General features: G+C 71.2%; 22 protein-coding genes, 1 tRNA gene and 1 pseudogene. 5 read left to right on the forward strand and 19 right to left on the reverse strand.

Features of this window, described 5'->3' with window-relative positions:
* The first annotated feature begins 93 nt into the window (after positions 1–93).
* Together IFT90_RS09880 and IFT90_RS09885 are read left to right on the forward strand one after the other, a co-directional pair.
* Positions 94–1233, forward strand: coding sequence for a carbohydrate ABC transporter permease (locus tag IFT90_RS09880; protein WP_192042008.1), 1140 nt, complete (start codon positions 94–96; stop codon positions 1231–1233).
* Positions 1230–2213 carry a carbohydrate ABC transporter permease gene (locus IFT90_RS09885; protein ID WP_133737753.1) on the forward strand — a complete coding sequence of 328 codons (984 nt, stop codon included), beginning with the start codon at positions 1230–1232 and terminating at the stop codon, positions 2211–2213. The genes IFT90_RS09880 and IFT90_RS09885 overlap by 4 nt, the downstream gene beginning before the upstream one ends.
* A gap of 167 nt (positions 2214–2380) precedes the next feature.
* On the opposite strand, the gene IFT90_RS09890 is transcribed toward IFT90_RS09885, so the two are convergent.
* A tRNA-Glu gene (locus IFT90_RS09890) sits at positions 2381–2456 on the reverse strand.
* A 155-nt stretch (positions 2457–2611) separates the two neighbouring features.
* Here IFT90_RS09890 and IFT90_RS09895 point away from each other — a divergent pair.
* Positions 2612–3247, forward strand: coding sequence for an MBL fold metallo-hydrolase (locus IFT90_RS09895; protein ID WP_192042009.1), 636 nt, complete (start codon positions 2612–2614; stop codon positions 3245–3247).
* A 124-nt stretch (positions 3248–3371) separates the two neighbouring features.
* On the opposite strand, the gene IFT90_RS09900 is transcribed toward IFT90_RS09895, so the two are convergent.
* From IFT90_RS09900 to IFT90_RS09985, 18 genes are all read right to left on the reverse strand, one after another.
* Positions 3372–3683 carry a hypothetical protein gene (locus tag IFT90_RS09900; RefSeq protein WP_192042010.1) on the reverse strand — a complete coding sequence of 104 codons (312 nt, stop codon included), beginning with the start codon at positions 3681–3683 and terminating at the stop codon, positions 3372–3374.
* A 184-nt stretch (positions 3684–3867) separates the two neighbouring features.
* Complete coding sequence (gene serA / locus IFT90_RS09905) at positions 3868–5457, reverse strand: phosphoglycerate dehydrogenase (RefSeq protein WP_192042011.1); 1590 nt, start codon at positions 5455–5457, stop codon at positions 3868–3870.
* A gap of 165 nt (positions 5458–5622) precedes the next feature.
* Positions 5623–6021, reverse strand: a complete 399-nt coding sequence (locus IFT90_RS09910) for a hypothetical protein (RefSeq protein ID WP_192042012.1) — start codon at positions 6019–6021, stop codon at positions 5623–5625.
* The gene (locus IFT90_RS09915) at positions 6018–6491 is read right to left on the reverse strand and encodes a hypothetical protein (protein WP_192042013.1); all 474 of its coding nucleotides are present in this window, start codon (positions 6489–6491) and stop codon (positions 6018–6020) included. Before IFT90_RS09915 ends, IFT90_RS09910 begins: the two co-directional genes overlap by 4 nt.
* A complete protein-coding gene (locus tag IFT90_RS09920; RefSeq protein WP_192042014.1) occupies positions 6488–7627 on the reverse strand; it encodes a mannitol-1-phosphate 5-dehydrogenase in 1140 nt (379 codons plus the stop codon). The genes IFT90_RS09915 and IFT90_RS09920 overlap by 4 nt, the downstream gene beginning before the upstream one ends.
* A 104-nt stretch (positions 7628–7731) precedes the next feature.
* Positions 7732–8757 carry a ketol-acid reductoisomerase gene (gene ilvC, locus IFT90_RS09925; RefSeq protein ID WP_192042015.1) on the reverse strand — a complete coding sequence of 342 codons (1026 nt, stop codon included), beginning with the start codon at positions 8755–8757 and terminating at the stop codon, positions 7732–7734.
* Between the two features lie 68 nt (positions 8758–8825).
* The gene (gene ilvN / locus IFT90_RS09930; RefSeq protein ID WP_123546473.1) at positions 8826–9335 is read right to left on the reverse strand and encodes an acetolactate synthase small subunit; all 510 of its coding nucleotides are present in this window, start codon (positions 9333–9335) and stop codon (positions 8826–8828) included.
* On the reverse strand, positions 9332–11236 hold the full coding sequence (locus tag IFT90_RS09935) for an acetolactate synthase large subunit (protein WP_192042016.1): 1905 nt from the start codon (positions 11234–11236) through the stop codon (positions 9332–9334). Before IFT90_RS09935 ends, ilvN begins: the two co-directional genes overlap by 4 nt.
* A gap of 146 nt (positions 11237–11382) precedes the next feature.
* On the reverse strand, positions 11383–13146 hold the full coding sequence (gene ilvD, locus IFT90_RS09940) for a dihydroxy-acid dehydratase (RefSeq protein WP_192042017.1): 1764 nt from the start codon (positions 13144–13146) through the stop codon (positions 11383–11385).
* Positions 13147–13177: 31 nt separating this feature from the next.
* Complete coding sequence (gene mnhG / locus IFT90_RS09945; protein WP_192042018.1) at positions 13178–13747, reverse strand: monovalent cation/H(+) antiporter subunit G; 570 nt, start codon at positions 13745–13747, stop codon at positions 13178–13180.
* Positions 13744–14007 (reverse strand): monovalent cation/H+ antiporter complex subunit F, encoded by a 264-nt coding sequence (locus IFT90_RS16930; RefSeq protein WP_123546477.1) that lies wholly within the window; start codon positions 14005–14007, stop codon positions 13744–13746. The genes mnhG and IFT90_RS16930 overlap by 4 nt, the downstream gene beginning before the upstream one ends.
* Positions 14004–14639, reverse strand: a complete 636-nt coding sequence (locus tag IFT90_RS09955; RefSeq protein ID WP_192042019.1) for a Na+/H+ antiporter subunit E — start codon at positions 14637–14639, stop codon at positions 14004–14006. The genes IFT90_RS16930 and IFT90_RS09955 overlap by 4 nt, the downstream gene beginning before the upstream one ends.
* On the reverse strand, positions 14636–16231 hold the full coding sequence (locus tag IFT90_RS09960) for a Na+/H+ antiporter subunit D (protein WP_371740917.1): 1596 nt from the start codon (positions 16229–16231) through the stop codon (positions 14636–14638). Before IFT90_RS09960 ends, IFT90_RS09955 begins: the two co-directional genes overlap by 4 nt.
* On the reverse strand, positions 16228–16836 hold the full coding sequence (locus IFT90_RS09965; RefSeq protein ID WP_192042020.1) for a Na(+)/H(+) antiporter subunit C: 609 nt from the start codon (positions 16834–16836) through the stop codon (positions 16228–16230). Before IFT90_RS09965 ends, IFT90_RS09960 begins: the two co-directional genes overlap by 4 nt.
* Positions 16833–19829 carry a Na+/H+ antiporter subunit A gene (locus tag IFT90_RS09970; RefSeq protein WP_192042362.1) on the reverse strand — a complete coding sequence of 999 codons (2997 nt, stop codon included), beginning with the start codon at positions 19827–19829 and terminating at the stop codon, positions 16833–16835. Before IFT90_RS09970 ends, IFT90_RS09965 begins: the two co-directional genes overlap by 4 nt.
* Before the next feature lie 142 nt (positions 19830–19971).
* A complete protein-coding gene (gene otsB / locus IFT90_RS09975) occupies positions 19972–20769 on the reverse strand; it encodes a trehalose-phosphatase (protein ID WP_192042021.1) in 798 nt (265 codons plus the stop codon).
* Positions 20766–22262, reverse strand: a complete 1497-nt coding sequence (locus IFT90_RS09980; RefSeq protein ID WP_192042022.1) for a trehalose-6-phosphate synthase — start codon at positions 22260–22262, stop codon at positions 20766–20768. Before IFT90_RS09980 ends, otsB begins: the two co-directional genes overlap by 4 nt.
* 117 nt (positions 22263–22379) lie before the next feature.
* A complete protein-coding gene (locus IFT90_RS09985) occupies positions 22380–23150 on the reverse strand; it encodes a fructosamine kinase family protein (RefSeq protein ID WP_192042023.1) in 771 nt (256 codons plus the stop codon).
* Between the two features lie 17 nt (positions 23151–23167).
* Here IFT90_RS09985 and IFT90_RS09990 point away from each other — a divergent pair, with 17 nt between their 5' ends.
* Positions 23168–24166, forward strand: a complete 999-nt coding sequence (locus IFT90_RS09990; protein ID WP_192042024.1) for a magnesium transporter CorA family protein — start codon at positions 23168–23170, stop codon at positions 24164–24166.
* Between the two features lie 98 nt (positions 24167–24264).
* Positions 24265–24984 (forward strand): annotated as a pseudogene (locus IFT90_RS16935) (sugar phosphate isomerase/epimerase family protein); the annotation flags it as partial.
* Between the last annotated feature and the right edge of the window lie 103 nt (positions 24985–25087).

Raw genomic sequence — 25087 nt, forward strand, 5'->3', positions numbered from 1 at the left:
CGGCGGCGGCCCCTCACGCGTCCCCGACGCGCGCAGCCGCCTCCTCTCGCCTGTGCCCGAGCGCCCCCGTACCCGAACGTGAAAGGGACAGCGATGTCCAGTTTCTTCCAGTGGTTGGCGGGCATCCCGCCCCTGGCCCAGATCCCCCTGATCCTGCTCGCCTTCGCCGCGCTGGTCGGCGTGGTGCTCGTCTTCGTCGAGTTCGCGCCCCGCCGCGGCCGGCAGTACACGATCCTCCGCCTCGCCGTCTGCGTCGTCGTCCCCGTGGTGGTGCTGCTCGCCTTCGGCCTCTACCAGTCGGTCATCTGGGTCGCGGCGATCGCGGCCGTCCTCGGCGGCGGGCTGTTCCTGCTCGACTACCGCTCGAAGCGCGGGGCCGGCTACTCGCTGCAGCTCATCGCCTTCATGACGCCGGCCGTGTTCTTCCTGCTGATCGGCCTGATCTACCCGACCATCACTACGGCGGGCCAGGCCTTCATGAAGAACGACGGCTCGGGCTTCGCGGGCCTCGACAACTTCGTCTGGGTCTTCACGAGCCCCGACGGCCTCACCGCCTTCGGCAACACGCTGATCTGGGTGCTGCTCGCGCCGATCACCGCGACCGCCATCGGCCTCGCCTACGCGGTCTTCATCGACAAGAGCCGCGGCGAGAAGTTCCTCAAGCTGCTCGTCTTCATGCCGATGGCCATCTCGTTCGTGGGCGCGTCGATCATCTTCAAGTTCTTCTACGACATCCGCCAGGGCGACCAGATCGGCCTGCTGAACGGCATCCTCGTCGGCTTCGGCGGCCAGCCCGTCGACTGGCTCGGGCTCGAGCCGTGGAACACCCTGCTGCTCGTGATCGTGCTGATCTGGACCCAGGCCGGCTTCGCGATGACGGTGCTGTCCGCCGCCATCAAGGGCGTGCCCGCCGAGCAGCTCGAGGCGGCCTCGCTCGACGGGACCAACGGGTTCCAGGCGTTCCGCCACATCACCGTGCCCGGCATCCGCACGACCATCATCGTCGTGCTCACGACCATCTCGATCGCGTCACTGAAGGTCTACGACATCGTCTCGGCGATGACCGGCGGCCGGAACGACACGACCATCCTCGCCTTCGAGATGGTGCGCCAGTTCCAGCTCGGCAGCCGCACCGGCTACAGCTCGGCGCTGGCCGTGATCCTGTTCGTGCTCGTCCTGCCGATCGTCGTCTACAACGCCCGCCAGATCCAGAAGCAGAGGGAGATCCGATGACCGCCACCCCCACCCCCGTCGGGGTCGCCGTCGGCTCGGGCACCGAGCGGCAGCTCAAGCGCGGCCTCGCCGCCGTCGAGAGCTCGAGCGGCAAGCTCAAGAAGGGCACGACGAGCCGCGGCGCCACGATCGCCGCGCTCATCATCGCGGCGATCTGGACGCTGCCGACGGCCGGTCTCTTCATCTCGTCGTTCCGCCCGGCGAACGACATCAAGACCACCGGCTGGTGGACCGTCTTCGCCAACCCCGGGTTCACGCTCGACAACTACGTCAACGCGTTCAACTCGGGCGACAGCCTCACCCTCGGCAAGGCCTTCTTCAACTCCCTGGTCATCACGCTGCCCGCGGCGCTCATCCCGATCACGATCGCCAGCCTCGCGGCCTACGCGTTCGCCTGGATCGACTTCAAGGGCCGCAACACGATGTTCGTGCTCGTCTTCGCCCTGCAGATCGTGCCGATCCAGATGGCCCTCGTGCCGCTGCTCCGGCTCTTCTCGGACGGTCTCCGGGTCGGGGGCCTGTACATCCTCCCCGGGCTCGGGGTGAACGGGCTCGACGGCTCGTTCGCCAAGGTGTGGATCGCGCACACCATCTTCGCGCTCCCCCTGGCGATCTTCATGCTGCACAACTTCATCTCCGAGATCCCGGCGGAGGTGATCGAGGCGGCCCGCATGGACGGCGCCGGACACGGCCAGGTCTTCTTCCGCATCGTGCTGCCGCTGTCGATGCCGGCCATCGCCTCCTTCGGCATCTTCCAGTTCTTGTGGGTGTGGAACGACCTGCTCGTGGCGACGGTGTTCACCTCGGGGCAGGGGCTGCCCATCACCAAGGCGCTGCAGGACCTGTCCGGCTCGTACGGCCAGTCGTGGGAGCTGCTCACAGCCGGGGCGTTCATCTCGATCATCGTGCCGCTGATCGTGTTCTTCGCCCTGCAGCGGTTCTTCGTCCGCGGCCTGCTGGCCGGCGCCACGAAGGGCTAGACCGCCCAGGCGGTGCTCGACCTGCCTCACGGCGGGACGGCCCCGGCGACGTCACCCCGACGTCGCCGGGGCCGTTCCCGTCGGGGCTGGGCTGGGGCGGGCCCAGAGGGGCCGATCCTTTCCAGGAACGACGAAACCGCCCGGCTGAGAGCCGGGCGGTTTCGTGGTGGTGACCCCAACGGGATTCGAACCCGTGTTACCGCCGTGAGAGGGCGACGTACTAGGCCGCTATACGATGGGGCCGTATTTGCAACTCGTCGAGTATGCCACAGCTGTCGAGCCGGTCACAAATCGAGGCCGCCCCGCGTGTCGCGGGCGGTCCACGGACGCGCGGGAGGCGGGGCACCCGTCCTCGACGAGGGGTCGCCGCGGCCTGCGGCGGGCGTACAGTCGCCCTCATGCGCCTCACGAAACTCGAACACGCCTGCCTCGTCGTCGAGAAGGACGGGCGCAAGCTCGTCATCGACCCCGGCTCGTTCACCGCTCCCCTGGTCGACCTGCACGACGTCGACGCCGTCGTGGTGACCCACGAGCACGCCGACCACTGGACGCCCGACCAGCTCGCCCACCTGCGGGAGACGAACCCGGACGCGGTCCTGTACGGACCGCAGGGCGTCGCGGACGCGGCCGACGGGTTCGAGGTCCACGTCGTCACCGACGGCGACACGGTCGAGGCCGGGCCCTTCACCCTGTCGTTCCACGGGACGCGGCACGCGGTGATCCACGAGAGCATCCCCGTGATCGACAACGTCGGCGTCCTGGTCGACGGCTCGCTGTTCTACCCGGGCGACCAGTTCACCGTGCCGGACGTGCCCGTCGAGACCCTGGCGACGCCGGTCGGCGCCCCGTGGCTCAAGGTGTCCGAGGTCATCGACTACGTGGCGGCCGTGAAGCCGAAGCTGGCCTTCCCGACGCACGAGCAGACCCTCTCCGGCCCCGGCCTGGCGATGCACTTCGACCGGATGAAGGCGAGCGCGCAGTCGGTCGGCGGCGACGCCGTGCAGCTCGCCGTCCACGAGTCGATCGAGCTCTAGGCGCGAGCCGCTGCCCCCGGCACGCACAGCCGCTCCCCCGCACACACCACGACGCCCCGGCGCAGGTCAGAGGACCGGCGCCGGGGCGTCGTGCTGTGCCGAGGTGTCGCGACGCGGGACGCGGTCAGATCGCGGCCACCTGGCGGCGTCGTGACACGCTGAACCAGAGCGGGAGCGGCACCGCGAGAGCCAGGATCGACACGCCGGCGCCGACCCACGATCCCGTGACGGTGACGCCAGGCGATCCCGGTTCCGCCCGCGCCCCGTCGAAGGTCGCCATCAGGGGGATGTCGATGGTGATGCCCTGCGAGAACGCTGTCGCTGCCGTGACCATCGTGACGACAGCCACGATCAGAGCAGCCATGGCCACCGAGCAGATCGAGACGAACGACGCGGCGATGCCCGGGAGCTTCATCTGGTCTCCGATGCGGATCATGATCCCCTCTTTCCTGGTGCACAGGATGTCACATCCGAAGACGCGGGTAAAACTGATGCTGATGTGCCGAACGGGAACTACTCCGGGTGGGGACGCCCCGCTCCCCTGCACGAGCACAGCACGACGCCCCGGCGCCGGTCGCGAGACCGGCGCCGGGGCGTCGTGGTGTGGTGCAGGCTGTCGGCTACAGCGTGACGTCGATCTCGCGGAGCAGCTCGGCGTCGATCGCCGTGCGCACCTTCTCGAGCAGGTCGTCGGGCGCGGGGCTGTCGATCGTGAGCACGCTGAGGGCCTGGCCCCCGGCGCTGCGGCGGGCGATCTGCATGCCGGCGATGTTGATGCCGGCGTCGCCGAACTCCTTGCCGTAGACGGCGACGATGCCCGGGCGGTCGCCGTAGACCATGACGAGGTGGTGGGCCGCGATCGGGACCTCGACGTCGTAGCCGTTGATCTCGACGATCTTCTCGACCTGCTTCGTGCCCGTCAGGGTGCCCGAGACCGAGATCTGGCCGCCGTCGGCGAGCGAGCCGCGGACGGTGAGGACGTTGCGGTACTCCTCGCTCGTGGGGTCGGTGAGCAGCCGCACGGTGATGCCGCGCTGCTCCGCGAGCAGCGGCGCGTTCACGTAGCTGACCGACTCGCTGACGATGTTCGTGAAGATGCCCTTGAGCGCCGCGAGCTTGAGGACGCTGACGTCGTGGTCGACGAGGTCGCCGCGGACCTCGACGTCGACGCTCGTGAGGGGCGAGTCGGCGAGTGCCGCGAAGACCTGGCCGATCTTCTCGAGCAGCGGGATGCCGGGACGCACGTAGGGGTCGATGACCCCGCCGGCGACGTTCACGGCGTCGGGCACCAGCTCGCCCCCGAGGGCCAGGCGCACCGAACGCGCGACCGAGACGCCCGCCTTCTCCTGAGCCTCGTCGGTCGAGGCGCCGAGGTGCGGGGTGACGACGACGTTCTCGAGGCCGAGGAGCTTCTGGTCGACCGGGGGCTCGGACACGAACACGTCGAGGCCCGCACCGGCGATCTCGCCCGTGGTGAGCGCCGTGTAGAGGTCGTCCTCGTCGATCAGGCCGCCACGGGCGACGTTGACGACGAACGCCGTCGGCTTCATCGCCTTCATCTGGTCGAGGCCGATCATGCCGGTCGTCTCCGCCGTCTTGGGCATGTGGATGGTGACGAAGTCGGCGGTGGCGAGCAGCTCGTCGAGGGAGAGCAGCGTGACGCCGAGCTGCTGGGCTCGGGCCGGGGTGACGTAGGGGTCGTAGGCGACCACGTTCACGCCGAAGGCCTGCAGGCGGGCCGTGATCAGCGCGCCGATGCGCCCGAGCCCGACGATGCCCACCGTCTTCTCGAACAGCTCGACGCCCGTGTACTTCGAGCGCTTCCACTGACCCTGTGCGAGGGCGGAGTGCGCCGCCGGGATGTGCCGCGCGAGGCTGAGGATGTGCCCGATGGTGAGCTCGGCCGCGGAGATGATGTTCGAGGTCGGCGCGTTGACCACCATGACGCCGGCCGTCGTGGCCGCCTTGATGTCGACGTTGTCGAGCCCGACGCCCGCGCGGGCGATCACCTTGAGGCCGGGAGCCGCCGCGATGGCCTCGGCGTCGAGCTGCGTCGCCGACCGGACGAGGACGGCATCGGCCCCCGCGAGGGCGGAGAGCAGGGCGGCCCGGTCGGTGCCGTCCACCGACCGGACGTCGAAGTCGGGGCCGAGGGCCTCGACGGTGGCGGGTGAGAGTTCTTCTGCGATCAGCACGACGGGCTTGGCCACGGAGACGATGTCCTAACGAGAGGGGTCTGGGGTGAACGCCGCGACGCGCCGTGGGCGCGGCTGCTGTGCACTCTATCGACTCGGGCGGCGCATGACGCGCACATGACGCCCCGCCCGCGTCCGCCACCCGGGCCTGCGGCCGGGCGTGCCGCCGAGCAGCTCGGATCAGATGCTGAGCACGTACGCCGTGATCGTGAGCGACACCGAGCCGACGAGCGCGAGCGCCGCGACGAAGGCGAGCACGACCTGCCAGAGCGGCCGTCGGCGCGCCACGACGAGCGCACCGACCCACGCGACGACCGGCAGCAGCACGTTGGCGACGAGCGCGACCCAGGGCGGGGAGGCGGCGAGGCCGTCGACCCCGACCTCGTCGAAGAACTCGTTGTTCTGGTAGCGGACGTCCTGCGGAACGAGCACGAGGTTGGTGATCGCCTCGTACAGGTCGTAGGCGAAGAACAAGGCGGCCAGGGCGGCGACCACGACGACGCCGACGCGCGGGCCACGACGGCGTGAGGCGGCGGGGCCGACCGGCTGCGTGACCGGGCCGGTCTCGCGGGCGGTCACGCGCCTCCTCCGATCACCAGGGGCCACGGCGCCAGGGCGACCGCCCCGACGGCGAACACGAGGAGGCGGCGCGACGACCGCGACTGCGGCACGAGCAGGATCGTTGTCACGAACCACACCGCGGGCGCGACGATCGCCAGCGCGACGCCGAGCAGCCACAGCGCCGTCTGCACGCGGTCGACGGCGGTGCCGCCGAACGAGAGCAGGAACTGGTCCCTCGAGACGAGCCAGCCGACGCAGGACAACAGCGCGACGCCGCCGAAGACCCCGTGGCCCACCAGGGAGGCGCTGCTCATCCCCCCGGGGAGCTCGTCGTCGGCCTCGGGGCCGGCCTGCGAGACGGGCGCGGGGCCCTCGACGTGGCTGGCGTCGCGCTCGTCGCCCCAGCTGAGGGCGTCGTCCTGGTCGTCGATCTCGTCGTGCTCGTCGATCTCGTCTGGTTCGGGGCGCGCCGGGGACGGGTCGGTCATGCCGCCGTCTTCGACGAGACCGCCTCCAGCAGCGCCGGGAACAGCGGGTGGCCCTGCTCGACGCCGGTCAACGTGACCGTCAGCTCCTCGTCGGGGAGGCCCGACGTGAGCAGCGCCTGCAGCTCGACGCTCTCGGAGTCGTCCGGCACGTCGAAGTCGAGCGCCGCACGGACCGCACGGACCAGCGCGTCGTGGCCGAGCCCGCGCTCGGCGAGCTGCGTGGCCGGGCCGACGAACCGCTCGTGGCGGCTGAGCTTGCGCAGCGGGCCACGGCCGACCCGCTCGGTCGTGTCGGGCAGGTGCGGGTTCGAGATGCGCACCAGGTTCTTCTCGACGTAGGCCTGCTGCTCGTCGAGGTCGAGGTCGTGCTTGGCGACGAGCAGCTCGGTGGTCTCGCGCAGCGCGCCGCGGACCTCGGCCAGCACTGCCTCGTCGGCCAGCGCCTCGCGGATGCTCTCGAGGCCGCGCGAGAAGCCGTGGTAGGCGGCGGCCGCGTGGGCGGTGTTGACCGTGAACAGCTTTCGCTCGATGAACGGCTCGAGGTCGTCGACCCAGGTGACGCCCGCGATGTCGGGCCGGTCGGCGCCGAAGGGCGTGCTCTCGACGACCCACTCGAAGAACGACTCGATGGTCACGTCGAGCGAGCCGGCGGCCTGCTCGGGGACGATGCGGTCGATCGCGCAGTTGGCGAAGACGGCGTTCTCGGCCGGGTCGGCCTGGCGCACGGCCTCGGCCAGGGAGTCGGTGGCGTTGATCGCGTTCTCGCACGCGATCACGGCGAGGGGCGCCAGGGAGGCGTCACGGGCGACGAGCCCGCGGGCGATCACGGGGGCGACGAACGGGAGGATGCGGGCACCCACGGCCGTCGTGACGACGTCGGCGGTCGCGATCTCGGCGACCAGCGCCTCCTCGTCGGTGCGGCTGTTGATCGCCCGGTAGCCGTCGACCACGGTGGTGCGGCTCTGCTCGCCGACCTCGTGCACCTCGAACGACGGCTGCTGCTGCAGCAGACCGATCAGCTCGTCGTTGACGTCCGCGAACACGACCTCGTAGCCGCTCGCGTGCAGGAACTGCGCCACGAAGCCCCGACCGATGTTCCCCGCACCGAAGTGCACTGCCTTCTTGCTCGCTGCCATGCCCTAGATCATGCCACGACAGCCCGTGAGCCCCGGACGGCCGAAGGGCCCCGCTCCGGGTGGAGAGGGGCCCTGCGGGTGGTGCTCAGGTGGAGAGGGGGTGGCTAGCGCGCAGCGCTGCCGTCGACGTAGTCGGTGTCGGTCTGCTTCCAGGCGAAGAGGGCCCGGAGCTCCTGGCCCGTGGCCTCGATGGGGTGCTCCTCGCCCTTCCTGCGCAGCTCGGCGAACTCGGGCGCGCCGGCGTCCTGGTCGTCGATGAACCGCTTCGCGAAGGCGCCCGACTGGATGTCGGCCAGGACGGCCTTCATGTTCTCCTTCACGTCGGGCGTGATGACGCGGGGGCCCGAGACGTAGTCGCCGTACTCGGCGGTGTCGGAGACGCTCCAGCGCTGCTTGGCGAGGCCGCCCTCCCAGATGAGGTCGACGATCAGCTTGAGCTCGTGCAGCACCTCGAAGTAGGCGATCTGCGGCTGGTAGCCGGCCTCGGTGAGGGTCTCGAAGCCGTACTGGATCAGCTGCGAGGTGCCGCCGCAGAGCACGGCCTGCTCGCCGAAGAGGTCGGTCTCGGTCTCTTCGGTGAAGGTCGTCTTGATGCCGCCGGCACGGAGGCCGCCGATGCCCTTCGAGTACGACCAGGCGAGGTCCCAGGCCGAGCCCGAGGCGTCGTTCTCGACCGCCACGATGACGGGGACGCCACGGCCGGCCTCGAACTCGCGGCGGACGGTGTGGCCGGGGCCCTTGGGGGCGACGAGCAGCACGTCCACGTTGTCGGGGGCCTCGATGTAGCCGAAGCGGATGTTGAAGCCGTGGCCGAAGACGAGCGCCTTGCCCTCGGTGAGGTTCGGGGCGATGTCGTCCGCGTAGACGTGGCGCTGCACCTGGTCGGGCGCGAGGACGACGATCACGTCGCCCCAGGCCGAGGCCTCGGCGGGGGTGTGGACCGTGAAGCCGGCCTCCTCGGCCTTGGCGCGGCTCTTCGAGCCCTCCTTCAGGCCGATGACGACCTCGACGCCCGAGTCGCGCAGGTTGAGCGCGTGCGCGTGGCCCTGCGAGCCGTAGCCGATGACGGCGACCTTCTTGCCCTGGATGATCGACAGGTCTGCGTCGGTGTCGTACACGATCTCAGTCACGGTGGTGGTTCTCCTTGTGTGGGGCGGTGGGGTGGAGCAGGGAGGCGGCGGGGACGAGCCCGCGCCGGTCACTGGGCCTTGGGGACCCGGTCGGTGATCGCCTTCGAGCCGCGGCCGATGGCCAGCAGGCCGGACTGCGAGATCTCGCGGATGCCGTAGGGCTCGAGCACGCGCAGCAGCGCCGTGGTCTTGCCGGTGTCGCCGGTGACCTCGATCACGAGCGAGTCGGTCGAGACGTCGACCACGGACGCGCGGAAGAGCGTGACGGCCTCGAGCACCTGCGACCGGGTGGTGGCGTCGACCCGCACCTTGATCAGCATGTGCTCGCGCTGCACCGACTGCGAGTAGTCGAGCTCGACGATCTTGATGACGTTGATCAGCTTGTTGAGCTGCTTCGTCACCTGCTCCAGCGGCAGCTCCTCGACGTCGACGACGACGGTGATGCGGCTGAGGCCCTCGACCTCGCTCTTGCCGACCGCGAGGCTCTCGATGTTGAAGCCGCGGCGGGCGAAGAGCCCCGCGACGCGGGTCAGCAGACCGGGCTTGTCCTCGACGAGGAGGCTCAGGACGTGGCTCATGCGTGCTCTCCTGTCATGTCGCCGTCACGGGTCGTGTCGGAGGCGCTGGTGCCGGGGGCCTCGTCGTCCCACTCGGGGGCGAGGGCCCGGGCGTGCTGGATCTCGGAGTTGGAGACGCCCTGGGGCACCATCGGCCAGACCATGGCGTCGCGGCTGACGACGAAGTCGATCACGACCGGGCGGTCGTTCGTCTCGAGCGCGAGCTGGATGGCGGCGTCGATCTCGTCCTCCCGCGTGACGCGGATGCCGAGGGCTCCGTACGCGTCGGCGAGCTTGACGAAGTCGGGCACCATCCGGGTCTCGTGACCCGTGTTCAGGTCGGTGAACGAGTGGCGCCCCTCGTAGAACAGGGTCTGCCACTGGCGGACCATGCCGAGCGACGAGTTGTTGATGATCGCGACCTTGATCGGGATGTCGTTGATGACGCAGGTGGCGAGCTCCTGGTTCGTCATCTGGAAGCACCCGTCGCCGTCGATGGCCCACACGACACGGTCCGGCTGGGCGACCTTGGCGCCCATCGCGGCCGGCACCGAGTAGCCCATCGTGCCTGCGCCTCCCGAGTTCAACCAGGCGTGGGGACGCTCGTACTCGATGAACTGCGCGGCCCACATCTGGTGCTGGCCCACGCCGGAGGCGTAGATCGCCTCGGGACCGGACAGCTGCCCGATCCGCTGGATCACGGCCTGCGGCGAGAGGAGGCCGTCGTCGGGCTGGGTGTAGCCGAGCGGGAACTGCTCGCGCAGCCCCTCGAGCTTCTGCCACCAGGCGGAGGTGTCGGCGCGGTCGGCGGCGGGGATCTCGGCGAACGCCGCGGCGAGGTCGGGGATGACGACCTTCGCGTCGCCCACGATGGGCACGTCCGCGAGGCGGATCTTGGAGATCTCGGCCGGGTCGATGTCGACGTGGACCACCTTGGCGCCGGGGGCGAAGAGGTCGGCCTTGCCGGTGACGCGGTCGTCGAAGCGGGCGCCGAGCGCGATGATGAGGTCGCTCTCCTGCAGGCCGAGCACGGCCGGCACGGTGCCGTGCATGCCCGGCATGCCCAGGTGCTGGGCGTGGGTGTCGGGGAACGAGCCGCGAGCCATCAGCGTCGTCACCACGGGGGCGCCGGTCAGCTCGACCAGCGTCTTGAGCTCGGCTGACGCCCCGGCGCGGATCACCCCGCCGCCGACGTAGAACACGGGCCGCTCCGCCGCGGCGATCATCTGGGCCGCCGCGGCGATCTGCTTGCCGTGCGCCTTCGTGACCGGCCGGTAGCCGGGCAGGTCGACGACGGGCGGCCAGACGAAGGGCGCCGAGTTCTGCTGGGCGTCCTTGGTGATGTCGACGAGCACGGGGCCCGGCCGGCCGGTGCTCGCGATCTGGTACGCGGCGGCGAGCGTCGCGGGGATGTCCTCGGGCTTCGTCACGAGGAACGAGTGCTTGGTGATCGGCATCGTGATGCCGACGATGTCGGCCTCCTGGAACGCGTCCGTGCCCATCAGGGTCGAGAAGACCTGTCCCGTGATCGCGAGCAGCGGCATGCTGTCCATGTAGGCGTCCGCGATGGCGGTGACGAGGTTGGTGGCCCCCGGACCGGAGGTGGCGATCGCCACGCCGACCCGTCCCGAGGCCGCGGCGTAGCCCTCGGCCGCGTGGCCGGCGCCCTGCTCGTGGCGCACGAGGATGTGGCGGATGGCGGTCGACGCCATGAGCTCGTCGTAGAAGGGGATGATCGCGCCGCCGGGGAGGCCGAAGACGTCGGTGACCCCGAGGTGCTCGAGCGACTTGAGGATCGCGCCGGAGCCCGTGAGGACGACCGGCTGCGTGGTCGTCGCGGTGCTCGTGGGGCCGGCAGCGGGGGCCGGCCGGGCGCCGGGGCGCACGGGGGCGCCGGGCTGAGGTGTCGTGTCGTTGGGCATCAGTGCCGATTCCCTCTTCGTGGTGGTGGTGGAGCGGTGACGACGGTGCCGGTCGACGGCGGTGCGCTGTGCGGAGCGGCGAGCCGGACGCCCCGTCCGGATGCCGGCTCGGGCGGCGGTGCCGCGCCGAGCCGGTCGGGACGAGGTCAGTACGTGACTGCGCCCTCGGCCGCGGAGCGGACCTGGCGTGCGTACTTGGCGAGGACACCGCGGGTGTAGCGCGGAGGGAGGGGAGCCCAGCCTTCTCGGCGGGCCTCGAGCTCAGCGGCGTCGACGAGTAGGTCGATCGAGCGAGCGGCGATGTCGACACGGATGAGGTCGCCATCACGCACGAAGGCGATGGGACCGGAGTCCACCGCTTCGGGTGCTATGTGGCCGATGCAGAGGCCGGTTGTGCCGCCCGAGAATCGTCCGTCCGTCAAGAGTAGTACATCCTTGCCGAGCCCAGCGCCCTTGATGGCCGCGGTGATGGCGAGCATCTCGCGCATCCCCGGGCCGCCTTTCGGGCCCTCGTAGCGGATGACGACGACGTCGCCGGCCTCGATCCGCCCGGCGGTCAGGGCGTCCATCGCGCCGCGCTCGCGCTCGAAGACCTTGGCCGGGCCCTCGAAGACGGAGGCGTCGAAGCCCGCGGTCTTGACGACGGCGCCCTCGGGGGCGAACGACCCGCTGAGCACGGTGAGCCCGCCGGTCGCGTGGATCGGGTTCTCGAGGGTGCGCAGCACCTCGCCGTCGAGCGGCTTCGGCTTGATCGCCTCGAGGTTCTCCCGCACGGTCTTGCCGGTGACGGTGAGGCAGTCGCCGTGCAGCAGGCCCGCGTCGAGCAGCGCCTTCATGACGACGGGCACGCCGCCCATGCGGTCGACGTCGTTCATCACGTACTTGCCGAAGGGCTTGAGGTCGCCGATGTGCGGGATGGTGTCGCCGATGCGGTTGAAGTCGTCGATGGTGAGGTCGACCTCGGCCTCGTAGGCGATCGCCAGCAGGTGCAGCACGACGTTGGTCGACCCGCCGAACGCCATGGCGACGGCGATGGCGTTCTCGAACGCCTCCTTCGTCAGGATGTCGCGGGTGGTGATGCCGAGGCGCAGCAGGTTCACCACGGCCTCGCCCGAGCGGTGGGCGAAGTAGTCGCGACGACGGTCGGCCGAGGGCGGCGACGCCGAGCCGGGCAGGCTCATGCCCAGCGCCTCGGCGACGCTCGCCATCGTGTTGGCGGTGTACATGCCGCCGCAGGCGCCCTCGCCGGGCACGATGGCGCACTCGATGGCCTTGAGGTCGTCGTCGCTGATGGTGCCGGCCTTGTGCGCGCCGACGGCCTCGAACGAGTCGATGATCGTGACGTTCTTCTCGGTGCCGTCGCTGAGCTTGACCCAGCCGGGGGCGACGCTGCCCGCGTAGAGGAACACGCTGGCGAGGTCGAGGCGCGCGGCGGCCATGAGCATGCCGGGAAGCGACTTGTCGCAGCCGGCGAGCAGCACCGAGCCGTCGAGGCGCTCGGCGTTCATGACGACCTCGACGCTGTCGGCGATGACCTCGCGAGAGACGAGCGAGAAGTGCATGCCCTCGTGGCCCATCGAGATGCCGTCGGAGACGGAGACGGTGCCGAACTGCAGCGGGTAGCCGCCGCCGCCGTGCACTCCCTCTTTCGCGCCCTGGGCGAGCCGGTCGAGGGACAGGTTGCAGGGGGTGATCTCGTTCCAGCTGCTGGCGATGCCGATCTGCGGCTTCTCCCAGTCCTCGTCGCCCATGCCGACGGCGCGGAGCATGCCGCGCGAGGTGGTGGCCTCGACCCCGTCGGTGACGACGCGGCTGCGGGGCTTGATGTCGATGGGTGCTGCGTCGATGGGCGCTGCGTCGATGGGGCCTCGGGCTTCTGCGTCCGACGGCTGGCTGTCATTCACGGGCATGGGTCGAGTTTAGGGCCAGCCGGCGCCACCCTCAGCCGAGGCCGGGATCGGGGGCGTGGTGGTGCCCGCCCTCGACGTGCAGCGGGGCGTCGTGCTCGCGCTCCCTGGCCTCGTCGTCGTGGGCGTCGTCGTCGCCCTCGGAGTCGTCGAGCCCGTCCGCCCGGTCGAGCTCGACCGCCAACGCGTCGGCCGACCCCACCGGCAGGGTCGACGGGTCGACGTCGGAGAGCGACTGGCCGTCGGCCACGAGCTCTTCTCCCGCGCGGGCGACCGCCTCGTCGAGCTCGTCGACGACGAGCATGTCGCGGCGGAGGTCGCCGTTGCGGTAGCCGGCCCGGCCGATCATGTGCGCCGAGATCGGCGCCGTGAGCATCTGGAAGACCAGGACGACCACCAGGGAGGCGATGGTCCCGAGGTTGTGCTGGTCGAGGGCGATCGCCGACAGCATCAGGATCAGCCCGAAGATCTGCGGCTTCGTGGCGGCGTGCATGCGGGTGAGGGCGTCGGGGAACCTGAGGAGCCCGACGCCGGCGGCGGCGGAGAGCGTCGCACCGGCGACCAGCAGGACGGCGCTCGAGATCGTGTAGAACTGGTCGCTCATGACGGGTCCTGCCTCGACACGTAGCGTGCCACCGTGATCGAGCCGAAGACGGCCGTCAGGGCGAGCACGATGATGACGGGCAGGGTGCGGGTGTGGTTCCCGAGCACCATGTCCGCGGCGAGCACGCAGATGAGGGTCGTGAGCAGCATGTCGCTCGCGATCATGCGGTCGAGGATGGACGGCCCCCGCACGATGCGGAGCACCGACGCGAGCGCGGCGAACGCGAAGAGCACGCCGACGACCCAGGAGACGATCGTCACGAGGCGACCCCCTTGTTCTTCTCGTTCACGGGCAGCTCGGCGCCGGACCGGTCGGTCGGGGCGTCCTCGGTGGCGGGCGTGCCGTCGGCGATGCGGCGGAGGTCGTCGGCGCTGCCGAGGGCGCGGGCGATGCGCTTCTCGAAGCCGAGGACCCTGTGCCGCACCTCCTCGACGCCGTCCGCGTCCTCGACCGCGAGGGCGTGCATGTACAGGATCGACCGCTCGCGGTCGGCCTCGACGACGAGCGAACCGGGCACCAGCGAGACGGCCTCGGCGACGAGGGTCATGATGAAGTCCGACCGGGTGTGCAGCTGGACGGCGACGATCGCGTTGCTCGTCACGCCTCGGGGCCGGACGGCCTTCCAGGCCACTTCGACCGACGCGACGACGAGGTCGAAGAGGAAGCGGCCGAGGAAGACGAACGCCCAGCCGAGGTTGAACCGCCCGCTCAGCTCGACCGGCGGCAGGAAGAAGACCCGCGTCACCAGCAGCGCCACGAGCACGCCCGTGACGAACGAGAGCACGGTCAACTGGTTCCAGAGGAACATCCAGAGGACGACGAGGCCGACGAGGAGGGGCAGCTGACGGAGCAGGCTGCGTCCGACCTCGTGGGCCGAGGGCCGGGCGGTCACGGTGCGCTCCCCTCGTTCTCGGCGGTGTCGCCCTCACCCGAGGGGAACACGAGCTGCACGTACGAGTTCGAGCCGTAGACCTTGCCCGCCGCGCGCTCGGCGACCCCGTAGAGCGGGCCGGCGAACACGGTCAGCACGAGCGAGACGCCGACCATGCCGACGGTCGCGCCGATCATCGTGCGCGGGTTGGCGCGCTTCGCCTGGACGGCGGTGCGGCCGGGCGCCTCCTCGAGACGCTCGGTGAGGGGCGACTCGTGGTCCTCGACGTCGCTGCCGGGGCGCCAGAAGGCCAGGTTCCAGGCCCGCATCAGGGCGTAGAGCGTGAGCAGCGACGTGACCGCGCCGGCACCGATCAGCACGTAGACGAGCGGGTCGTCGAGGCGCGCGCCGGCGTCGAAGAGCGCCACCTTGCCGATGAACCCGGAGAACGGGGGGATGCCGCCGAGGTTGAGGGCCGGGATGAAGAAGAGCACCGCCACCACAGGCGCCGCCTTGAGCAGCCCGCCGAGGCGCAGCACCGAGGCCGTCCCACCCCGCCGCTCGATCAGCCCCGCCGCCAGGAACAGCGTGGTCTGCACGGTGATGTGGTGCACCACGTAGTAGATCGTCGCGGCGAGCCCCTCGACGGTGCCGAGGGCGATGCCGAAGATCATGTAGCCGATGTGGCTGACCAGGGTGAACGACAGGAGGCGCTTGATGTCCGCCTGCGCCACCGCCCCCAAGATCCCGATCACCATCGTCAGCAACGAGATGATCAGCAGGTAGACGTTGACGTTGCTCTCGACGAAGAGCACCGTCTCGGTCCGGATGATGGCGTACACGCCGACCTTCGTCAGCAGGCCCGCGAACACCGCCGTGACCGGGGCCGGCGCGGTCGGGTACGAGTCGGGCAGCCAGAACGACAGCGGGAAGATCGCCGCCTTGATGCCGAAGGCCGTCAGCAGCATCACGTGGATGATCGTCTGGACGTCCGGCGGGATGGTGTCCATCTTCTGCGCGATGTCGGCGATGTTGACCGTTCCGAGGGCGCCGTAGATCATCGCGATCGAGGCGAGGAACAGCACGCTCGACAGCAGGCTCACCACGATGTAGGTAACGCCCGCCCGGATGCGCTGCTCGGTGCCGCCGAGGGTGATGAGCACGTAGCTCGCGATGAGCAGCATCTCGAAGCCGACGTAGAGGTTGAAGAGGTCGCCCGCCGCGAACGCGTCGAAGACGCCGGCGGCGAGGATGAGGTACGTGGGGTTGTAGATCGAGACGGGGGCGTCGCCGTCGCCGTCCGCCGAGCCCTGCCCGACGGAGAACACGAAGACCGCCAGCAGCACGACCGACGAGATGGTGAGCATCAGCGCCGCGAGGCGGTCGACCACGAGGAGGATGCCGAAGGGCGCCTCCCACCCGCCGACCTGCACCGCGATCGCGCCGTCGCGGTCGACGACGACGAGGAGGACGGCGCTGATGGCCACGACGACCGCCAGCGCGGCGATCGTGAGCACGGCCTGGAGCCGGGGCCGCCGGGTCGCGACGAGCGCGGCGCCCGCACCGATCAGGGGCACGAGCACGACGAGCGGGACGAGGAAGTCGAGGTTCACGATCGGCCTCCTCTCGGGTCGTCACGGTAGGTGCCGCGGTCGCGGGCTCGTTCGGGGTGGGCCGGGTCGTGATCGGGAGCGTGCTCCGGGTCGGCCACCGGGATGGTCTCGCTCGGGGCGTGGTCCCAGGGGTCGTCGTCGTCGTCGAAGGACGACTTCGGCACGGCGGCCTCGGCGTCCGGGCCGAACTCCGTGTCGCCGTCGCTCTCGTCGTCGCCGTCGCCCTGCGTCTCGTCCTCGGCGGGCACCCCGCGGATGCCGATCTCCAGGTCTTCGAGGTCGTCGGCCACGTCGTCCTCCTGCGCGAGCCGCCAGGAGCGGTAGATGAGGGCCAGCAGGAAGGCCGAGACGCCGAAGGTGATGACGATGGCCGTGAGGATGAGCGCCTGCGGCAGCGGGTCGGCGAAGCTCGACTCGGGCACCTGCCCGTCGGCGATCGGCGCCTCGCCGCTGCGGCCGGACATCGTGAGGATGAGGATGTTCGTCGCGTTGCCCACGAGCAGGAAGCCGAGCAGCACACGGGTCATGCTGCGCTCGAGCATGAGGTAGATGCCGCACGCGTAGAGCGCCGCCATCACGACGATCAGGATCAGCGACGCGCTCATGCGGGGCCCTCCGCCTTGGTGGTGGCCGTGACCGAGGCGTCGCCGCGGTCGTCCTCTTCCTCTTGCCGGTCGACCTCGGCCCCCAGGCTGCGGAGCACGTCGAGCACGAGGCCCACCACGACGAGGTAGACGCCGATGTCGAAGAACGTCGACGTGACGAACTCGACGTGGCCGAGCAGCGGCACCTCGCCCTCGAACCAGGTCGAGGTCAGGGCGTCGACGCCGAAGAAGAGGGGCACGACGGCGGTGGCGACGACGATCAGCAGACCGCTGCCCAGAACCTTGCCGGCGTCGAGGGGCGCCGCGGCGCCGAGCTCGAAGCGCCCGCCCGCGAGGTAGCGCGCCACGAAGGCCATGCCCGCGACCAGGCCGCCGGCGAAGCCGCCGCCCGGCAGGTTGTGACCGGCGAAGAGCAGGTAGATCGAGACGACGACGATGGCGTGGAAGAGCAGCCGGACGACGACCTCGAGCAGGATCGACCGGTTCTGCGGCGCCAGCTTCCGGCCGGCGAGCAGCCAGGCACGCCGGTCGCCCTCGACCTCGGAGCCGACCGCCGTGCTCGACGAGGCGTCGGCCCGGTCGGCCTGGCTGCCGCCGGCCTCGGAGCCGGGGACGACGGGCGCGGGCTCGAGGGCCGGGCGCACCCGGGCGAGGAAGCGCTGGGCCCGGGTGCGGCGCGCGGGTCGCGGCAGCATGTCGGTGCGCGAGGTGAGGAACACGAGGCTCGCCACGCCGGTCGCGGCCGCGATCAGCACGCTGATCTCGCCCATCGTGTCCCAGCCGCGGATGTCGACGAGGGTGACGTTGACGACGTTCTTGCCGTGGCCGCCGACGACGGCGAGCTCGGGGAACGCGCTCGAGATCGTGCCGCCGCTGCGGGCGCCCAGGGCGACGACGGCGATGGTCGCCATGACGCAGCCGACCGCGACGCCGATGACGGCGCGGAGCGCCCGGTGCGACCGGCCGTTGCGGTCGCCGAGGCGGGCCGGCAGGCGCCGGAGCACGAGCACGAAGGCGATGAGGGTGATCGTCTCGATCAGGGCCTGGGTGAGCGCGAGGTCCGGGGCGCCGTGCAGGGCGAACAGCGCGGCCATGCCGTAGCCGGTCACGCCGACGAGCACGACGGCCTGGAAGCGCTTGTTCGACCGCGCCGCGGCCACGGCGCCGACGATCATGAGTCCGCCGACGGCCAGCTGGGCCGGGTAGTCCCAGATGACGGCCGCGTCGGGCCAGCTGCGGTTCGACGACAGGGTGACGATGCTCGACACGACGAACACGACGAGGATCGTGCCGAGGTAGAACGGCAGCGAGCCGCGCTGGGTCGCCGCCGTCGTGCGCGACGCCGTCTTGTCGATGCCGGTCATGATCCGGACGTAGCCGTCGGAGGCGCGGGGCAGGAACGAGACCGCTTTCTGCACCGAGGAGACCCGCTCGCGCTGCCAGAACATCACGGCGCCGAGCACGAGCGAGAGGACGGTGAGAGCGAGGGCCGGCTCGAAGCCGTGCCAGAGGGCGAGGTGGTACGGGCCGTGCTCGCCCTCGACGTGCGGCAGCGTGTCCGCGTAGCGCGCCATGACGCGGTCGACCGGGGCCGCGACGAAGCCGAGCGCGAGGCTGAGCGCGGCGAGCACGGCCGGCGCGGCGAGGAAGTCGATGTGCTCGCGGACGAAGTCGACCGGGGCGACGTCGCGCTTGCGGGCGAACGCCCCCCAGAGGAACCGCAGGCTGTAGGCCGTGGTGAGGACGGAGCCCACGACGACCCCGACGAGCGCGATCACGCCCCAGGCGCTGCCGTGCTCGGCGTCGGCGAGCAGGGCGGAGAGCACCGCCTCCTTCGCGACGAAGCCGAACGTCGGGGGCACGCCCGCCATCGACGCGAGCGCGATGACGGTGATGACGGTGAGGACGGGAGCCTGCCGGCCCAGGCCGCTCAGCTTGCGGAGGTCGCGCGTGCCGGTGCGGTGGTCGACGATGCCGACGACGAGGAACAGCGTCGCCTTGAACAGGGCGTGCGCGACGAGCAGCGCGAGCGCCGCGAGCCCCGCGTCCCGGGTGCCGTAGCCCGCGATGATCGTGAGGAAGCCGAGCTGGCTGACCGTGCCGTAGGCGAGGACGAGCTTGAGGTCGTGCTGACGGAGGGCACGGTAGCCGCCGAGCAGCATCGTCACGACGCCGGCGGTGACGACGACCTCCTGCCAGCCGGGCGAGTCGTGGTAGCCCGGCGCGAAGCGGGCGACGAGGTAGATGCCCGCCTTGACCATGGCCGCGGCGTGCAGGTACGCGCTCACCGGGGTGGGGGCGGCCATGGCCGCGGGCAGCCAGAAGTGGAACGGCACGAGGGCCGACTTCGACAGCGCGCCGATGAGCACCAGGATCACCGCGACGGTGACCGCCGTGCCGCTCGGCGGCGACGCGACGAGGGCCTCGATGGAGGAGGTGCCCCCCTGCACGCTGAGGATCACGAGCCCGACCAGCATGGCCAGCCCGCCCGCCGTGGTGACGATGAGCGCCTGGAGCGCGGCCCCGCGGCTCGCCTGCTTGTTCGTGTAGTGACCGATCAGCAGGTACGAGAAGACGCTCGTGGCCTCCCAGAAGACGAAGAGCACGAAGACGTCGTCGCTGGTGACGAGCCCGTACATCGCCCCGGCGAAGGCGACGAGCACGGCGGCGAAGCGCGCGAGGCTCTTCTCCCCCGGCTTGAAGTAGCGGGAGCAGTACACGAGGACGAGCCCGCCGACGCCGGTGACGACCAGGGCCAGCACCCACGACAGCACGTCGAGGCGGAGCGTCAGCGTGATGCCGAGCTGCGGGATCCACGGCACCGACTCGACGACCTGCCCCTGGGACAGGACCTGTGGCCCCTGCAGGGCGGTCATCACCATGGCGGCGAACGGCACGGCCGAGGCCCACAGGAAGAGCGACGGCCCGAGCCGGCGACCCAGTGCGGCGACGACGATCGAGGCGGCCGCGAAGGCCGCGAGAGCAGCGATCATCATGGTGCACCTCCGTCGGCTGGCGAGTTCGTCGGTCGTTCGGGCTGATCGGCGACGAGGAGTCGGGCGGAGAGGTCAGCTTACCTTGCGGTCACCTGGGAGGACCGCCCGAGGGCGACGCCGCCGGCGGACACATGCGCGGTCACGCATGTCCCAGGTGCTCACGCAGGTCGGCGAGCTCGCCCAGCAGCCGTCCGATCGCCGCCGGGTCGGCGACGCGGTGGCTCGCGGCGGTCTCGCCCGGCCCCACCCGGATGCCGAGGTCGCCCTCGCCGAGCGACCGCAGGGCGTCCTCGTCGGTGACGTCGTCGCCGGCGAAGAGGACGGCGGTGGCGCCCACCGCCTCGCGCAGCCGCGCGACCCCGTCGTCCTTGCCGGTCGGGCGGACGGCGTACTCGCGCACGTTCTTGCCCTCGCGGCCGTGCACGCCGGGCTCGTCGGCGAGGCGCTGCCGGACGGCCTCGCGCACCTCCGTCGTCGTGGCCTCGTCGGCGAGACGCGTGTGCAGGGCGAGGCCAGCCGGCTTCTCCTCGACGAAGACGCCCTCGCGACCGTCGGCCGCCGTGTGCAGCGCCTCGGAGATGACCGCGCGACGGGCGAGCTCGTCGTCGGTCAAGGAGGTCACCTCTCCCCCGATCCGCACCTCGATCCCGTGCGACCCGACGAGCAGCACCTGCTCGGGCATCTCGCTGATGCGGTCGAGCGACGCGAGGTCGCGGCCGGAGACGAGGGCGACGGAGGTGCCCTCCATCTCGAGGAGGCGACGGATCGCCTCCTTCGACTCGGGCAGCGGGCGGGCCGCCATCGGCTGGTCGACCTCGGGCGCGAGGGTGCCGTCGAAGTCGAGGGCGACGAGGAGGCGCGGGGTCGTCGCGAGACGGCCGAGCGCGTCCGAGAGGGCTCGCGACTCGTCGTCCGTGGTCAGGGGGGTCGTGGTCACGAGGCGTCCTCCTCGGCGGGTGCCGTGATCTGCTGGCCGGGGCGCACGTTCTCGAGCGCCTGCAGGAACGACGCGGACCAGCTGGCCACGTCGTGCTCGAGCACCCGCCGACGGAGGGCGCGCATCCGCGTCGTCCGGTCGCGACGCGGCATCTCGATCGCCCGCATGATGGTGTTCTTCAGGCCGCCGATGTCGTGCGGGTTGATCAGCAGCGCGGACTTGAGCTCGTCGGCGGCGCCGGCGAACTCGCTGAGCACGAGCACGCCGTCGTTGTCGCGGCGGACCGCCACGTACTCCTTCGCGACGAGGTTCATCCCGTCGCGGAGGGCGGTGACGAGCATGATGTCGGCGGCGAGGTAGAGCGCCACCATCTCCTCACGCGGGTAGCCGTGGTGGTGGTAGCTGATGGCCGTGTGGCTCATCGTCGCGTAGTCGCCGTTGATGCGGCCGACGGTCAGCTCGATCTCGTCGCGGAGGGTCTTGTACGTCTCGACCCGCTCGCGGCTGGGGCTCGCGACCTGCACCAGCGTCGCGTCCTCGACGCTCAGGCGGCCGTCGGCGAGCAGCTCGCCGAACGCCTTCATCCGGTGGCGGATGCCCTTCGTGTAGTCGAGCCGGTCGACGCCGAGCATGACCGTCTTCGGGTTGCCGAGGCCGGCGCGGATCTCGGCCGCCCTGGCCTGGATGTCGGGTCGCGCGGCGAGCTCCTCGTAGCTGGCGGCGTCGATCGAGATCGGGAAGTGCTTGGCCAGCACCCGGCGCACCTTCGTGCCGCGGCGGGTCACGTGCGAGGACCCCGTCGTCGCGTCGTCGTCGACCGGCACCTCGACGTAGGGGCGGGTCGTCCCGTAGCCGAGCAGGTGGCGCACCGCGCGGGAGAAGTTCGAGGCGTCGTCGCCGCGCTGGAACCCGATGACGTCGGCGCCGAGCAGCCCCTCGAGGATCTGGCGGCGCCAGGGCAGCTGCGAGAAGATGCCGAGCGGCGGGAACGGGATGTGGTTGAAGAAGCCGATCGTCACGTCGGGACGCGCCTCGCGGAGCATCTTCGGGACGAGCTGCAGCTGGTAGTCCTGCACCCAGATCGTGCCGCCCTCCTCGGTGATCTCGGCGGCGCGGTCGGCGAACCGCTGGTTCACCTGCACGTACGCCTCCCACCAGAGCCGGTGGTAGGTGGGGGCGGCGATGACGTCGTGGTAGAGCGGCCAGAGCGTGTCGTTGCTGAAGCCCTCGTAGTAGCGCTGCACCTCCTCGGCGCTCAGGGGCACGGGCACGATGTGGATGCCCTCGTCGACGAACGGCTCGAACTCGAGCTCGGGCTGGCCGGCCCAGCCGACCCAGGCCCCGTCGTTCGCCTTCATGACGGGCTCGAGGGCGGTCACGAGGCCCCCCGGCGAGTGCTGCCAGGACGCGGAGCCGTCCTCGGCGATGACGCGGTCGACGGGGAGGCGGTTGGAGACGACGACGAAGCCGTAGCGCTCAGCGGTGTCAGACATGGGGGTGATCAGCTCCGTTCGACCCCCGGGAGACGGGGGACGGCCAGATTATCAGCGCGCCCGTCCGGGCCCCCGGCGAGGCCTGTCCCCCGGGCGTCCCTCCCCCGCACACCCGGCTCAGACGAGCCGGAGCACCTGTCCCGCCGCCTCGGCGAGCGCCCGGCCGTAGCTGCGACCGTGGCCAGCCGCGTGCACCGCGAGCGGGTGCAGCTGGTGGAGCGGCACGCGGTCGCGCCAGCCGTCCCGGAGGGGCGAGGCGTCCTGGTAGCCGGCCAGCGCCTCCTCGAGGAAGGGGAGGCCGAACAGCTGCAGCATCGCCAGGTCGGTCTCGGGATGGCCGCCGTGCGCGGCCGGGTCGATCAGGACCACGCCGCCCGCGTCGACCAGGACGTTGCCGCTCCAGAGGTCGCCGTGCAGACGCGCCGGCTCGGCGTCGTCGTCGAGGGCGCCCGACGCGACGGCCCCGCAGGCACGCTCGACGAGGTCGAGCTCGTCGCGCGTCAGCGACCCTGCCTCGACGGCCGTCCGGGCGAAGGGCAGCACGCGCTGGGCGGCGTAGAAGGCGCCCCAGCTGTCGCGGGGCGTGCACTCCTGCTGCCGTCGACCGATGAAGACGGGGCCGTGCCAGCCCGCAGGAGGCGCCCCGAAGGCGTCCGCGCCGGCCGCGTGGGTGGCGGCGAGCGCCGCGCCGAACCGCCGTGCCGCCTCCGGCGTCGGGCGGGTCTCGTGCACGGCCTCGAGCGCGATGCGGCCTGCCGAGACCGACTCGACGGCCACGATCCTCGCGCCCCCGCGGGGCGTGGCCTCGGCGAGCCAGGCGAGGCCGGCCGCCTCCGCCTCGAAGAAGTCGTCGGGGGCGTCGGCGCGCTGCTTCACGTGCGGGGTCACGTGGATAGCATGCCCCCATGACCGAGGCCCCGACCGCGACCCGCACCCCGACGCAGACCCGCGCGTACCGGGGCGGGCGGCTCGTGGCGCAGGGGTTCCCCCTCGCCGACGTCAGCGACCACCTCGAGACCGAGGGCTGCACGGTGTGGGTCGACCTCACCGACCCGACCGAGGCGGACTTCGACGACCTCGAGGACGAGCTGGGGCTGCACGAGCTCGCCGTCGAGGACGCCCTGCAGGACGGCCAGCGGCCGAAGGTCGACCGCTACGAGAACCACCTCTTCACCGCGCTGTACGACGTCTCGTTCGACGCGGCGTCGGGCGAGCTGACGACGAGCGAGGTCAAGGCGTTCCTGACCGCGAAGGCGCTCGTGACCATCCACCACGCCGACTTCGACGCCTCCCGGCTCGAGAAGGCGTTCGACCAGAGCCCCGACCTCGCGGCGCACGGGGTCTCGTTCCTGCTCTGGGGCGTCCTCGACGTCGTCGTCGACCGCCACTTCGAGGCCGTCGACGCGCTGGACGACGAGATCGAGGGCATCGCCGACGACCTCTTCGACCCTGCGCCCCGCGCCCTCGACGTGCAGAAGCGCTCGTTCGCGCTGCGCAAGAGCCTCGTGCGGCTGCGGCGCGTCGCCTCGCCCATGCGCGAGGTGCTCAACACCCTGCTGCGCCGCGACCTGCACGACCTCGACCCGGTGATGCAGCCCTACTACCAGGACGTCTACGACCACGTCATCCGGGTCGCCGAGCAGAACGACTCGCTCCGCGACCTCGTCTCGACCATCCTCGACACGAACCTCAACCTGCAGTCGAACCGGATGAACGGGATCATGAAGAAGGTGACGAGCTGGGCCGCGATCATCGCGGTGCCCACCGCCATCACCGGCTTCTACGGCCAGAACGTGCCGTACCCCGGCTTCAGCACGTTCGGTGGCTTCGTCACCTCGTGCGTGCTCATCGTCGGCGTGGGCGGCGTGCTCTGGTGGCAGTTCCGCAAGCGCGACTGGCTGTAGGAGGCGGCCGCCGGGCCCCGGGGGCGTTCCCCGGCCGTTCGCCCGACGTTCACCCCTGCTCGGCTCCCCCGCCGCGGGCCCGGTCGTAGCCTGGCCGCGTGATCACGGTCGGAACGAGCACGTCCTGCGTCTCCCCGCTCCCCGTCGACGAGGCCTTCCGCCTCGCGAGCACCACCGGCTTCGACGGGGTGGAGGTGATGGTGACCGCCGACCGGGCGAGCCGGGACGCCCGGCTGCTCCGCGCCTCCTCGGCTCGCTGGGGGCTGCCCGTGTTGTCGGTGCACGCACCGGTGCTGCCGCTCGCGCACTTCGCCCTCGGCCGCGACCAGGGCGAGAAGCTGCGACGCTCGGCCGAGCTGGCCGCCGAGCTCGGCGCGGCCACCGTGGTCGTCCACCCGCCGTTCCGCTGGCAACGACGGCACGCCGCGCGGTTCCTCGACCTGGTCCGGGAGCTGGCTGCCGCGACGGGCGTCGAGCTGGCGGTCGAGAACATGTTCCCGTGGCGGCTGGGGCCCGTCGTCGCCGACGTCTACTCCCCCGGGCACGACCCCTCGGCCCTCGACGTCGACGCGGCCGTGCTCGACTTCTCGCACGCCGCCGTCGCCGGGCGGGACGCGCTCGACCTCGCGCTGGCCCTCGGCCCGCGCCTCCGTCACGTGCACCTCTGCGACGGGGTCGTCTCGACGCGGCCGGGCGGCCTCGTCGACCAGCACCTGGTGCCGAGCACGGGCGACCAGCCGGTCGCCGAGGTGCTCGGGCACCTGGCACGGTCGGGCTGGTCAGGGGCGGTGGTCGCCGAGGTGCACGCCCGCGGCCGGGCGACGGACGAGGCGGTGCTCACGGACATGCTGCGGCGCACGCTGAGGCACGCGCGAGCAGCACTGGCCGCCGGCGCCGCGTCCGCGGACACTGCGTCAGCGG

The sequence above is a fragment of the Frigoribacterium sp. CFBP 8766 genome (assembly GCF_014841435.1).
Classification (GTDB): domain Bacteria; phylum Actinomycetota; class Actinomycetes; order Actinomycetales; family Microbacteriaceae; genus Frigoribacterium.